Raw genomic sequence first — 13,473 nt, 5'->3', positions numbered from 1 at the left:
CGTTTTGCAGACATTGGCGGTCTGGATGCGTGCTATTCAGCGGTCCGGGCAGCGTTCAGACTTGGGCGCCCGCCTGGTAGGGCGTTTCCAGCTGCCAGGCTTGCTGCAACCGGGCCTGCAGCTGTTCCGTCAGCATCCGTAGCGGCTCGAGATCAACCGTACCGCCCTCATCATCCAGATACTGCGTGACGCTCCAGCAAAAACGCTTAAGCAGCCAGAGCAGCTCGTGCAGCATGGCCGAAACCTCATCCAGCGCGGCCGGTTCGGGCTCCCCCTGCTCGACGCCCAGGGTTTCCAGCAGGTAGCCGGCATCGAGGCCGGTACGGCGCAGAGTGCCGACCAGGGATTCCGCCATCGCCAGCAGCGCCTGGCCACTGCGGCTCTCGCCGATCAACGGTACCAGCTCCAGCGACAGCAGGCTCTTCAGCTGCTGCCCCATCTCCATCACCAACAGGTTGAGCATAAGCACCCGCTGCAGCCCCATTTCCGCCGGCTCTGCTGTCGGCCTTGGCTGGTAATCACAACGGCTCAGGATCCGCACAATGGCATTGAAGATATCTTCACTGTAAGCGCCCTGGTGCATCCGCAGATAGGGCAGGCTGGCGGCCAGGCGGCTGGGGTGATCCTTCACTTCGTTGTCACCGAACTTGAACAGCAGATCGGCACAGCCCACCAGCTGGCCATAGAGGCCCAAGCATTCGGCCGGCTTGCGGGTCGGGTAACCGGTCTGGTCGAGCCGTTCATGGTGTTCCAGCACCCCTTCCGCCACCGACGGCGGGTAGACGTCCAGCGCGCGCACGATCAGGTAGCCGATCACCGCGTGACTCTGTAACGCCTGCCACTCCTCCGGCGACAGTTCGCGTCGCCGGGTCAGCGACTCAGGCACGTGCAGCAGTCCGATATCGTGCAGCAGGCCACAGGCGAATGCTTTACGGATCTTGGCTTTGGGCAGCCCCATCTCGCTGGCGATCAACAGGCAGACCCAGGCGGTAAACAGGCTGTGGTTATACGCTTTTGGCAAACGTTGGCGCATTACCGTCAGCTTGTTCAGCAATGGCGGGGCGATCGGCTCGGACAGGCAGACCTCACGCAGCATCTCGCTATGGCCGCTGCGCGCCTGCACCTGCTGGCAGCCGGGGTACTGCTCGATCAATTCAAGGATCTGCCGATAAATCCGCGTACCGTCAAGGCAGCCCTCGACGGATATCTGCAGGTCCAGGATCTTGTCCAGCGCATGCTGCCGCAACCGCGACATTGCCACCCGGTCCAGTCGCTGGCCCTTGGGGACCAACAGGGCTCCGGCGCTGTTGCGGATGTCCTCGCGCGCCAGCACCGCATTCTCCGGTCCGATTTCGGTCAGGTGATCGGCATAGTGGGACAGGTCATATTTCTGCAGAGCTTGTTGCGCCTTTCGAGCCTCCATCGATCCTCCTTGCAGGCCAGTAAGCGAGCACAACCGGGACAGTCGGGTATAGATATCCCTGAATACTAGGCAAACTCCCGATACAGGGGAACGAAGTTACGACCAATGATCTACGTGCCGGCTCATCCTGACAGCGGTCATCCAACGCTGTCGTGCAGAATGCGTATTGTGTCGGTGGCCCAGCGGGCGGCGTCGTTAAAGAGTAGCAGCTGCCGGTCATCTTCGAAGATACAACGTTCGCAGTCACTGCAGGTCTGCTGTTCCAGCCGCATCACGCACTTCAGCACATCGCCCATGGGGCCGGCATGCTGCAGAATCGACTCGCTATACTCGTCCGGCAGCGGCAGTAGACGCAGCGCCTCATCGAGCGGCTTGTCCATGAAGGCGTCGATCATCGAGAACATGCCGACCGTGAAGTAATCCTCCGGGTTTTTGACGCCCCGTGCCTGCGCCTGCAAACGGCACAGCTGTGCCCGCTGCAGCAGCGTCCGCGCCAGTGCCGCCGGCTTGGCCTCCATCTGACACATCGCAAACAACGTCGCCACCGCGCGTAACCGGTCCAGGCCGAGCAGTACCAACACTTGGCCGAGGTTACTGAACTTGCGGTTACGGGCAATCAACGCCGAATTGACATAACGGAACAGCTTGTAGCTCAGTGCCGGATCCTGGCCGATCAGCCGTTCCAACTCGTCGAAATCGACATTGGGATCATTCAGCCGCGAGATCAGCCGATAGGTGGTCGAACGGTGGTGGCGGATACTCTTGCCACTGACCAGCTGCGGCTTGGCGAAAAAGTAGCCCTGGAACAGGTCGAAGCCGAGCGACTTGCAGTATTCGAAGTCCTCCCAGGTTTCCACCTTCTCGGCGATCAGTTTGACCTGCTGGCGCTTCAGTACACGGACATGTTCGGCAATCTCCTGCCGGCTGAGCCCCATCACATCGACCTTAACCACATCGGCCAGCTCGATATGGTCGTTATGGATCCCCTGTAGCGAGAAGTCATCCAGTGCGAAGCGGTAGCCCTTGGCGATCAGCGCCTTGACCTTGTTCAGCAGGATCGGATCGATCTCGATATTTTCCAGGATCTCGAACACCACCCGGTCGGACGGCAGCGACAGCAGATCGATATTGAGGATCGCCTCGCGGGTCATATTGATAAAGGCGGTGCAATCACCCACCAGTTCGGTCAGATCAGTCTCGCTGAGGCTGGTCGACAGCACCTGGGCAGTCGCCATATCACCGGAGACCGGCTGAGGCTGATGGCAGCAACCCGGCCGGTACAGCAGTTCATAGCCGATCAGTTTAAGGTTGCCGTTAACGATGGGCTGACGGGCAATCAGGTAGCTGTGCTCAACGCCATGCGCTGCTGCTGTCGCATTCATTGGTATCCCTTCCTCTTATTGTTCTGGTCTGCTCCCTGGATGCACAACTGAACGGGCTCAGCCGGTGGAAAAACGCGCCAAAAGATACCCGAACCACTCCAAAATTAAAACAAACATAGATCAATATTTATTCTAAAAAATTCTATAATTTTTATTTATTATTTATTTTTCAATGAGTTATAAGTCACTTGTAACAATAAGGCTTACAACAACCAAACAAAACACCCATCAATAAAAGCCACGTCCGGCGACATGACAGGTGCTGGATCGGGCAGGTTATAATGGCGGCCAGACATCCTTCCGTTGCCTTAGCCCTCGACACCATGACCCAGTTACCGATCGACAGCATCCTGCCCGACCTGCAAACCGCACTCAGCCGACGCCATGAAACCGTGCTGGAGGCACCGCCCGGCGCCGGCAAGACCACCCGGGTACCGCTGGCACTGCTCGATGCGCCCTGGCTGGCCGGCCAGAAAATCCTGATGCTGGAACCGCGCCGGCTGGCGGCTCGTGCTGCCGCCGAACGGATGGCACAGACCCTGGGCGAGAAAGTCGGCGAGACGGTCGGCTACCGGGTCCGGTTGGATACCAGGGTCGGTCCCGCCACCCGTATCGAGGTGGTTACCGAAGGGATCCTGACCCGCATGCTGCAGGCCGATCCAAGCCTGGACGGGGTCGGCCTGCTGATCTTCGACGAGTTTCACGAACGCAGCCTCGATGCCGACCTCGGCCTGGCACTGGCACTGCAGGGGCGCGAGCTGTTCCGCGACGAACAGCCACTGAAGCTGCTGGTGATGTCGGCCACCCTGGATGGCCAGGCGATTGCCGCGCTGCTTGGCGACGCCCCGGTGGTGCGCAGCGAGGGGCGCGCCTATCCGGTCGACATCCAGTACGGTACGCCCTGGCAACCGGGCGAGTGGATCGAACCGCTGGTCTGCCGCTGCATAGAGCAGGCGCTGGCCGAACAATCCGGCAGCCTGCTGGTGTTCTTGCCCGGCCAGCGGGAGATCCGTCGGGTACAGCAGCAACTGGGCGAGCAGCTGGCCGGCCGCGACGGCCTACTGATCGCGCCGCTGTATGGCGATCTCAGCCTGGCCGAGCAGCGCCGGGCGATCGAGCCGGCGCCAGCCGGCCAGCGCAAGATCGTGCTGGCCACCAACATCGCCGAGACCAGCCTGACCATCGAAGGCGTTCGGGTGGTGATCGACAGCGGCCTCAGCCGGCAGGCGGTGTTCGATCCCAACACCGGCATGACCCGACTGCAGACCCGGCGGGTCTCCCAGGCCGCCAGCGTGCAGCGTGCCGGCCGGGCCGGCCGGATGGAACCCGGCGTCTGCTATCGGCTCTGGTCGGAGGGGCAGCAACAGCAGCTGGCCGGTTTCACCTCGGCCGAGATGCTACAGGCCGACCTGGCGCCGCTGGCGCTGCAACTGCTGCGCTGGGGCGTCGAGGACCCGGCCGAACTGAGCTGGCTGGACCTGCCGCCCAAGGCCGCCTACCAGCAGGCGCTGGAGTTGCTGCAGCGACTCGGCGCAGTCAGCCGTAGCGAGGCCGGCCACTACCAGTTGACCGGGCACGGCGAACAGATCAGCCAGCTACCGGTGCATCCGCGGCTGGCCCACCTGATCCGTATCGGCCAGCAAGTCGACCAGACCAAGCTGGCCTGCGACATCGCCGCGCTGCTGTCGGAGCGCGACCCGCTCGGCCAGCAGCGTAGCGATCTCGAACTGCGGCTGGCCTGGCTGCGCGGCGAACTGCCTTGCGAGCGCAACCAGCGCGGCCAGCTGCAGCGGCTACGCCAGCAAAGCCAGCGCTTCCACCAGCTCTGTGGACAACTGCCGCCGCTCGCCGACACTGTGAATAAAGCCGATCTGAATAAAATCAGTTACCCACAGGCGATGGGGCTGCTGATCGCCAGCGCCTATCCGGACCGGATCGCCCAACAGCGTAGCGAGCGCAGCCCCGCCTATCGGCTGAGCAACGGTCGCGCCGGCCAGCTCGGCGAGCAGGACCCGCTGGTCAGCAGTCGCTGGCTGGCGGTCGCCCAGCTGAGCAGTCGCGACGGCCAGCGCCAGGACCGAATCCAGCTGGCCGCCGAGCTCGACCCGGCGCTGTTCAACGGCCCCCTGGCCGAACTGGTCAGCGAACGGCAACGGGTTGAATGGGATGAGCAACAGCAACGGCTGGTCGCCGAACGGCAGCGCCGGGTCGGCGAACTGGTACTTGCCAGCGAGCCGCTGCCAAAGCCTTCGGCCGAAGCGCGTCAGCAGGCGCTGCTGGAACTGGTCGGCAAGCGCGGTCTTGGCCTGCTGCCCTGGAACGATGAGTTGCAGATGCTGCGCGCCCGGGTCAATTTCCTGCGCCGGCTTGATCTGGCACGCAACGACAGCAGCCAGTGGCCGGACTGGTCTGATGACGGCCTGCTCGGCTCGCTGGAGACATGGCTGGCGCCCTGCCTGGACCGGGTCAGCCATATCAACCACTTCGCTGCGCTGGACCTGCGTGCCATGCTGCTGGCCCAGTTGCCCTGGCCGCTGCCGCAACAGCTGGACCAACTGGCACCGGAGCGGCTGCAGGTACCGTCCGGCTCGCGGGTACGGATCGATTATCGGGAGGATCCGCCGGTACTGGCGGTCAAGTTGCAGGAGATGTTCGGCTGCAGCACCACCCCGACGGTGGCCAACGGGGTAGCGCTGAAGCTGCAACTGCTGTCGCCGGCCCGCCGACCGCTGCAGGTAACCCAGGACCTGGTCAGTTTCTGGGCCAACGGTTATCCACAGGTGCAGAAGGATATGAAGGGGCGCTATCCGAAGCACCCCTGGCCGGACGACCCGCTGACGGCACCGGCCACCGCCGCCACCAAGAAGCGTTCGGGCTGAGTCGCAGTCGCAGTCGCAGTCGCAGTTTTCATGATGATTTTTTATCCATATCAAATTTGCGGCTTTTAGTCCCCTTGCCATACTTAAGGGCCGCCGTCCTGACCGGTCCTCAAAAGGCCCTGCGAAATACTGAGCCCTGATTCAACAACAGCGATATCCGGCTAAGCTGTAAAGAACATGGGCCAACAAGGACGCTGGTTGCTAGCCGAGGCATACAGGGGGCTTTGCCCGGCGCCGCCCATCTGCCGCCGGCAAATGCCAGAATTGCACGGACTGCACTGATATGAAGCAATTATGGCTATCGATGAACCGACTGACGACCTGCTTGCTGCTGTTGGCCCTGTGCCTGCTGCCCGCCATCCCCGGCCGGGCGGCGGAGCCGTTGCAATCGGTCAGCCTGCAGCTGCTGTGGAAGCACCAGTTCCAGTTCGCCGGCTACTATGTCGCCAAGCAGAAGGGGTTCTACGCGGACGAAGAGCTGGATGTCGAGATCCGCGAGTACAGCAGCGGCATTGACCTGGTCGACCAGGTCCTGAGCGGTGAAGCCGATTTCGCCGTCGGCCGCTCCTCCATTCTGATCAGCAAGGCCCAGGGCGCCGACATCCTCGCCCTGTTCGCCGCTTTCCAGCATTCGCCGCTGATGCTGCTGACCACCGAGGCCTCCGGCATCCAGACGCCCGCCGATCTGCAAGGGCGCCGCATCATGATTACCGAGGATGCCCGTCAGGTGGCCGAGGTGACCGCCATGCTGCTGCAGGCCGGCATCAGCCGGGATGAATTCATTCGCCAGCGGCACAGCTTCGATATCGAGGACCTGATCGCCGGCAACACCGATGCGATGGCCTCCTATGTGTCCAACGAACCCTACCAGATGCGCCAACGGGGCGTCGGCTACCATGTGATCCACCCGAAGGATCACGGCTTCGATATGTATTCCGACATCCTGTTCACCTCAAACCGCTTCCAGCAGCAGAAGCCGCTGGTCACCGAACGCTTCTACCGCGCGTCGCTGAAGGGCTGGCAGTACGCGCTGGAACATATTGACGAGGCGACGGAGATCATCCTGAATCACTACAACAGCCAGGGGCGTAATCGCGAGGCCCTGCTGTTCGAGGGGCAGCAGCTGCGTCAGTTGGCCTATGATGACCAAGGCCGGTTCGGTACCCTGACGGACAGCCGTTTCGCGGCGATGGCGCAGATCTACCTGATCAGTGACGCGATCGACCAGCCGTTCCAACTCAAGGATTTCATCTACCAGGGCCTGCCGGGCAGCCAGGGGCTGGGACTAACGGCCAGCGAACAGCGTTACCTGCTCGATCAACCGTTGCTGCGGGTCTGTGCCGCGCCCAGCCGCATGCCGTATGAATCGGTCAAACAGGGCCGCCATAGCGGTATCGTCGCCGACTATATGCAGCTGATCGCCAGCAAACTGGGTATTTCGCTCAGCCTGGTTGTGGCCAACAGCTGGAAGCAGGCGCTCGAGCTGATCCGTCAGGGCCAATGCGATCTGCTGCCCGCCGCTATCCAGACCCCGGACAGCATGCAGTACCTGTCTTTCACCCGGCCCTATCTGAACCTGCAGCAGACGGTGATCGCCACCGCCAACTACCAGCCGCGGATAAAAGATATCGACGACGTGCTCGACCGGCCTTTGGCGGTGGTCGGCGAATCGCCCTTCTTCGCGGTATTGCAAGACCGCTACCCGAGAATCAACCTGCAGCGAGTGCCCTCCATCGAAGCGGGTTTGCGAATGATCCAGCGGGGCGAGCTGTATGGCTTGATTGACCTGTCGGCGGCGATCAGCAACACCATGCAACAGCAGCATATCACCGACATCAAGATCGGCGGCGGCTTGCCGGACCGTTGGCAGTTCAGCATTGCGGTACGGCAGGACAACCCACGGCTGTTGAAAATTCTCGACAAAGCCGTGGCCTCAATTCCACCGTCGGAGGTACAACAGCTGATCAACCACTGGATCCTGATCCGCTACGAACTGGGCTTCGATTACAGCCTGTTCTGGAAGGTGATGATCGGGGTCGGCCTGTTCGTGTTGTTCCTGTTCTACCGCAACCTGATGGTGACCAAATACAACCGCAAACTGGCGGTGCTGGCCGAGCATGACAAGCTGACCGGCATCTATAACCGCCACAAGACCGACACCACTCTCGGCCAGCTGGTGGAGATCTCCAGTCGCTACGACAAGCCCGTCTCGGTGATCTATTTCGATATCGACCACTTCAAGGAGGTCAATGACACTTACGGCCACGCAGTCGGCGATCAGGTGCTGAGCGAATTGAGCCAGTTGGTCGGCAGCCGAGTGCGCAAGAGCGACACCTTCGGCCGCTGGGGCGGCGAGGAGTTCCTGATCATCCTGCCGGAAACCGACATCCAGCACGCCCACCGCTTTGCCGAGCAGCTGCGCGAAAGCGTCAACCAGTACCCGTTCCCCACCGCCAAGCCGCTGAGCTGCAGTTTCGGCCTGGCTACCTGGCGCCCCGGCGACAGCAGCCATTCGTTGCTGCACCGTGCCGACCAGGCGCTGTACAGTGCCAAGCACAGCGGTCGCAACACCGTCTGCATGCAACTCGATAACGATGCCGCCAACCAGACGCAACATACGGCCACCAGCTTGAAGCGGGGCTAGTTTTCAACGTCACTATTCGCAACAGGCCCTAGAAACCGGCGCACCGGCGCACCGGCGCGGCACACCCTCAGCCGGCAATATCGGCGCTGATACAGATCGCATTATGACGCCAGTATTCGAAGTCGCTGTCGATCAACCGGCCCTGCTGGTCGTAGTTGATACGGATGACCAGCAGCCCCTGGCTGCCCTGACCGACATTGAGCGCCTCCGCCGCATCGCCAACCAGCGCGGTGGGGGGTACCCGGAAGCGTACCCAGCCGTAGTGGATGTCATACTTATGGCCGTACAGCTCGGTCATCGAGCCATCCAGGTCCTCATTGAGGATGCCGGGGAACTGATCCGGCTGATCCAGCAGGAGCTGCCGCTGACCACCATCTTCGTGACCCACGACCAGGAGGAGGCGCTGACCATCTCGGACCGGATCTTCCTGATGGACCAGGGCCGGATCGTGCAGGCCGGCACCGCCGAAGAGGTCTACACCAACCCGGCCGACAGTTTCGTGGCCGGCTTCATCGGCAACTACAATCTGCACAGCCCAGGCGGCCGAGCTGCTGGACCTGCAGACCAACAAGCAGCTGGCGGCGCGGCCGGAGTCGATCTACATCCGCGAACCGGGCCGCCAGTACACCGGCAACCTGAGCCCAACGCTGTCCGGCACGGTAAAATCCAGCCTGCTGCTGGGCAACGTGATCCGCTACCGGGTCGATGTCGACGGCCACCAGCTGACCGTCGACCTGCTCAACCGCAGCTCCGAGCGAATGGCCGGCCGCGGCGCCAGGCGGGAGCTGATGTTCAGCCTCGACGAAGTGCGCGAGGTCGCCTGAGCGTTTTTTTGTTTTTTGTTTTTTGGTTGTTAACTCCCAAGGCCGGCAGGCGATCTGCCCTGCCGGTCGTGATATCTGCCTGAATGACCCGAGGATGCCTGATGGCACTGGCTATTTTTGACCTGGATGAAACCCTGATTGCCGCCGACTCCGCCGCCCAGTGGGCCCGCTGGATGAGCGAGACCGGCCTGACCGACGACCCGGACTTTATCGCCAAGGACGACCAGCGGATGACGCTGTACAACGCCGGCCAGCTGGATATGGCGGAATATATGCAGTTCAGCCTGCAACCGCTGATCGGCCGCAGCGCCGCCGAGATCGACGCGCTGGTGCCGCCATTCGTCGAGCAACGTATCCTGCCGCGGGTCTATCCGCAGGGCCTGGCGCTGCTCCGCGAACTGCAGCAGGCCGGCCACCGGCTGCTGATCATCTCCGCCACCGCCGAATTCCTGGTGCGGCCGATCGCCGCCCGGCTGGGGGTCAGTGACGTGCTGGGCATCCAGCTGGCCTTTGACGAACAGGGTCGCCACACCGGACATACCGACGGCGTGCTGAGCTTCCGCGAGGGCAAGGTTACCCGGCTACAGGCCTGGCTGGCACAGACCGGTGAAACGCTGGACGGCGCCAGCTTCTACAGCGACTCAATCAACGATCTGCCACTGCTGGAGTATATCGGCCGGCCGATGGTCACCAACCCCAGCCCGGCACTGCAGCAGATCGCCCGAGAGCGCGGCTGGCCAATCATCGACTGGCGCAAAGAACAATCGCCCGCAGAGCGGGCTGTTACGGCGTAACCCCGTAGCAGCGGGCTTGGCATGCCCTTCGGGTACTGACCGCGACTGGTATCGGGATTCGATCATAGCTCCGGTCGCCCCTGCAGCGCGCCATACACCGAAAAACCGTAGCAGCGGGCTCCGACCGCGACAGGGTTGGCACGGTCCTCGGATGTCGACCTCGGAGCGGGCTGCTACGAAGCAGGGTCCTGTGGCAGCGGGCGCTGACCGCGACAGGTTTCGGAATTCGCGCCATAGATCCGGTCGCCCGCGGAGCGGGCTGCTACTGCCATGCGGCCTTTCCTACAGCGCATGTGCCCGTTGCCGGCAGAGCTCGGCAAAACGGCCCAACAGTGACCCGCTGTGCGCGGTCTCCGTCACCTGCGCCTGCAGACCGTCCGGATCCTGGCCCAGTTCCGCCAGCCGTTCGGCCTGCTGTGCCAGGTAGACCCGGGTCACCGCGGCGTTGAACTCCGGGTGGAACTGCACGCCCCACACCGAATCGCCCAGCCGGAACGCCTGGTAGGGCTCGTAATCGTTGCGAGCCAGCACCTCGGCGCCGGGCGGCAACTGCAGCGCCGATTGGGTATGGGTGACGTGCACCGGGAAACGCTCCGGCAGGCCAGCGAACAGCGGATCTTGCCGGCCTGCCTCGGTCAGTCGGATCTCGACCGTGCCCACCTCCGGCCCGCGGGGATGGTTGCCCGCCTCACCGCCCAACGCCTGCGCCAGCAATTGATGGCCATAGCAGACGCCGAGCAGCGGCATCCGCTGCTCGGCCAACTGACGCAGCCAGGGCTGCAGCCGCTCGCTCCAGGGCTCTCGGTCGGTGACCATGGCGTGGGAACCGGTGATCAACACCCCCTGGATATCATCCAGTACCGGCAACGGCTGATCGCTGCGTGCGTCCCACACCACCAGTTCGACATCACTGCCCACCAAACCGGCGGCAAACAACTGCTCGAAATCGCCCTGTTCGGCGATCACCTGATCAAAGCTGGCACCGGTTTTCAGCAACAGCAAACGCATGGGGCCTTACCTCACACTGACTATGCGGCTAGAGAAAATATGGAAACAGGCGGCAGTGTAGCCAAAGCGGACCACTGCCGACCATAGCCGGGACAGGGGTTAATCGACAGAAAGCCGATAAGCGTGCACTTACAAACCCTGGAACGAAGACTATTCTGATTACCAAATCGAAAACAGCGGACGCTCCAGCGAGACCCGGATGCACCGAATTCCATGCCGAACTTTCGCCAACGCTATTTCTACACCAAGCTACTGACTGTAGAGACGGTACCGGGACTCCCCTCATAGGACAGGGATCTATTGATGACAGACGTATTGATCTGGCTCGGCATTCTGTTCTGTGTCAGCCAGTCGGCCTGCTTTTCGGGTCTCAACCTGGCCTTTTTCAGCCTCAGCCGGCTGCAGTTGGAGATCGAGGCCGGTCAGGGAGACCGGGGCGCCCAAAAAATCCTGGCCCTGCGCCAGGATGCCAATTTCCTGCTGACCACCATCCTCTGGGGCAACGTGGCGATCAACGTGCTACTGACCCTGTTGTCAGACTCGGTACTGGCGGGCGTCAGTGCATTCTTCTTCTCCACCTTCGTGATCACCCTCTGTGGCGAGATCGCGCCCCAGGCTTATTTCTCGCGCCACGCCAAACGGATGGCCTCCGCTCTGGTGCCGTTGCTGCGTTTTTACCAGCTGCTGCTCTATCCGGCCGCCAAGCCCTGTGCCCTGGTGCTCGATCTCTGGCTCGGCAAGGAGGGGGTCCTCTTCCTGCGGGAGCGCGAGCTGCGCGCGATGATCCACAAGCATATCGAGTCGGAAGAGGCCGAGGTGGACCTGGTCGAGGGGGTCGGCGCGCTGAACTTCCTGGCGATCGACGACCTGCCCGCCGCCAGCGAAGGGGAGCCGATCAGCCAGGACAGCATCATCCGCCTGCCGCTGATCGACAGCCGGGTGGCGATACCACCGATTGAGCGCAGCGCCCAGGACCCCTTTCTGCAGCAGTTGCACCGTTCGGGACACTCCTGGGTGGTCTTGACCGATCAGCACGACCGGCCTCATCTGGTGGTCGATGCCAACGGCCTGCTACGGGCGGCGCTGCTCGACCTTGACCGGCCGCTCGATCCCTATCGTTTCTGCCACCGGCCGATCCTGGTCGAGGATCTTCGGCAGCCGTTGGGTGAGGTGATCCTGCAGCTGAAGCTGGCCCAGACCGCCGATCCCAGCCACGACGGCGCGCTGACCCGGGACGTGGTGCTGGTCTGGACCGACTCGACCCGCAAGATCATCACCGGCGCCGACCTGTTCGGCCGGTTGCTCAAGGGGATCACCCGCTACGTCGCACAGACCAACAGCGGCCGCACTGGATAACCCAACGCCCTGCGGCAAATTTTCTTTGCCGGCCGCAACTACTATGCTTTGCAGCTATAGGGACTGAGGTTTTCATTGGGAGGCGGTCAGAGCGATGCTAACGGAAAAGCTGCAGCGGTTCTTCGACAGGACGATCAACCTGGTCTATGCCGTCATTCTGGTGGCGATGGTGATCGGGATCGGCATCGGCGCCATCCAGCTGGCCAACGACCTCTGGGTACTGCTGCGGCTGGAGGGGATCACCGGCAAGTACATCGACCTGATCGCCGATGTGCTGACCCTCTACGTGCTGGTCGAACTGTCCCGCTCGCTGCTCGAATATTTCGACAGCAAGAAACTGCGGATGACCTATATCGTCGACGCGGCGCTGATCTTCATCATCCGCGAGGTACTGATCGGCCTGTTCAAGCATGAACTCAAGCCCGAGATGGTCTACGCCCTGTCGGCGCTGATCCTGGTCATGGGCGTATTGCGGATCGGCTCGGCACTGGTCTATATCAAAGGCAGGCAGGCGCGGCAGCCGTGAGTGAGATCATTTCGATTTTCGTACTGCTCTGGGCGGTGATCGACCCGATCGGCACGGTGCCGGTCTTTCTGGCGGTCACCCGACGCCATCAGAACGAGGAGCTGACCAAGATCGCCATACAGGCGACGCTGATCGCCGCCGGCATCCTGATCTTCTTCATCATCGCCGGCCAGTTCCTGCTCGAAGCGATGAGCGTCCCGCTCGCCGCCTTCCAGGTCTCCGGCGGCCTGGTGCTGTTCGCCTTCGCGTTCAACATGGTGTTTGGCGAGAGTAAGCCGGAAGAGGAGCTGCGGATCGTCAAGAGCGGCCGCGATACGGCGATCTTCCCACTCGCCGTGCCCGCCATCGCCGGACCGGGCGCGATGATGGCCGTGGTACTGATGACCGACAAGCACCGCTTCGAGCTCAGCCACCAGCTGACCACCACCGCGGTGCTGCTGTCGATTCTGGCGATCCAGCTGCTATTGCTGCTGATCGCACCGCGCATCGGCCGGCTGCTCGGCGACGCCGGCGCCAGCGTGATCAGCCGGGTGATGGGCATCATCCTGGCCGCGGTGGCGATGAACAGCGTACTGGTCGGCATCAAGGCGTTCTTCCAACTCTAAACCACCGCCCTCAAGCCTGTCAGTGGCGATGC

11 protein-coding genes are annotated in these 13,473 nt (G+C 62.4%); 7 read left to right on the top strand and 4 right to left on the bottom strand.

The window, feature by feature from the left end; all coding sequences use genetic code 11:
- Window positions 1-55: 55 nt before the first annotated feature.
- The gene (locus tag K6T12_RS12885; protein WP_222223137.1) at window positions 56-1,423 is read right to left on the bottom strand and encodes an HD-GYP domain-containing protein; all 1,368 of its coding nucleotides are present in this window, start codon (window positions 1,421-1,423) and stop codon (window positions 56-58) included.
- A 137-nt stretch (window positions 1,424-1,560) separates the two neighbouring features.
- Window positions 1,561-2,805, bottom strand: a complete 1,245-nt coding sequence (locus tag K6T12_RS12880) for an EAL and HDOD domain-containing protein (protein WP_222223136.1) — start codon at window positions 2,803-2,805, stop codon at window positions 1,561-1,563.
- A 323-nt stretch (window positions 2,806-3,128) separates the two neighbouring features.
- On the opposite strand from K6T12_RS12880, the gene hrpB reads away from it, so the two are divergent.
- Window positions 3,129-5,684: an ATP-dependent helicase HrpB gene (gene hrpB, locus K6T12_RS12875; protein WP_222223135.1), complete on the top strand. Its 2,556-nt coding sequence runs from the start codon at window positions 3,129-3,131 to the stop codon at window positions 5,682-5,684.
- A 283-nt stretch (window positions 5,685-5,967) separates the two neighbouring features.
- A complete protein-coding gene (locus tag K6T12_RS12870; RefSeq protein WP_222223134.1) occupies window positions 5,968-8,328 on the top strand; it encodes an ABC transporter substrate-binding protein in 2,361 nt (786 codons plus the stop codon).
- Window positions 8,329-8,395: 67 nt separating this feature from the next.
- Here the strand turns inward: K6T12_RS12870 and K6T12_RS21840 are convergent, their stop codons facing one another.
- On the bottom strand, window positions 8,396-8,860 hold the full coding sequence (locus tag K6T12_RS21840) for a UTRA domain-containing protein (RefSeq protein WP_222223133.1): 465 nt from the start codon (window positions 8,858-8,860) through the stop codon (window positions 8,396-8,398).
- On the opposite strand from K6T12_RS21840, the gene K6T12_RS12860 reads away from it, so the two are divergent.
- Window positions 8,853-9,152, top strand: a complete 300-nt coding sequence (locus tag K6T12_RS12860; protein WP_222223184.1) for a TOBE domain-containing protein — start codon at window positions 8,853-8,855, stop codon at window positions 9,150-9,152. The genes K6T12_RS21840 and K6T12_RS12860 overlap by 8 nt on opposite strands.
- 101 nt (window positions 9,153-9,253) lie before the next feature.
- Window positions 9,254-9,946 carry an HAD family hydrolase gene (locus K6T12_RS12855; protein ID WP_222223132.1) on the top strand — a complete coding sequence of 231 codons (693 nt, stop codon included), beginning with the start codon at window positions 9,254-9,256 and terminating at the stop codon, window positions 9,944-9,946.
- A 282-nt stretch (window positions 9,947-10,228) separates the two neighbouring features.
- On the opposite strand, the gene K6T12_RS12850 is transcribed toward K6T12_RS12855, so the two are convergent.
- Window positions 10,229-10,954 carry a glutamine amidotransferase gene (locus K6T12_RS12850; RefSeq protein ID WP_222223131.1) on the bottom strand — a complete coding sequence of 242 codons (726 nt, stop codon included), beginning with the start codon at window positions 10,952-10,954 and terminating at the stop codon, window positions 10,229-10,231.
- A gap of 303 nt (window positions 10,955-11,257) precedes the next feature.
- Between K6T12_RS12850 and K6T12_RS12845 the strand changes: the two genes are divergently transcribed.
- From K6T12_RS12845 to K6T12_RS12835, 3 genes are all read left to right on the top strand, one after another.
- Window positions 11,258-12,310: a DUF21 domain-containing protein gene (locus K6T12_RS12845; protein WP_222223130.1), complete on the top strand. Its 1,053-nt coding sequence runs from the start codon at window positions 11,258-11,260 to the stop codon at window positions 12,308-12,310.
- A gap of 94 nt (window positions 12,311-12,404) precedes the next feature.
- Window positions 12,405-12,836: a phosphate-starvation-inducible PsiE family protein gene (locus K6T12_RS12840; RefSeq protein ID WP_222223128.1), complete on the top strand. Its 432-nt coding sequence runs from the start codon at window positions 12,405-12,407 to the stop codon at window positions 12,834-12,836.
- Complete coding sequence (locus tag K6T12_RS12835; RefSeq protein ID WP_222223126.1) at window positions 12,833-13,441, top strand: MarC family protein; 609 nt, start codon at window positions 12,833-12,835, stop codon at window positions 13,439-13,441. Before K6T12_RS12840 ends, K6T12_RS12835 begins: the two co-directional genes overlap by 4 nt.
- The last annotated feature ends 32 nt before the right edge of the window (window positions 13,442-13,473 follow it).

It is taken from the genome of Marinobacterium arenosum (assembly GCF_019795155.1).
In the GTDB taxonomy this organism is placed as follows: Bacteria; Pseudomonadota; Gammaproteobacteria; order Pseudomonadales; family Balneatricaceae; genus Marinobacterium_C; species Marinobacterium_C arenosum.
This window is presented reverse-complemented; position numbering and strand designations above follow the sequence as displayed.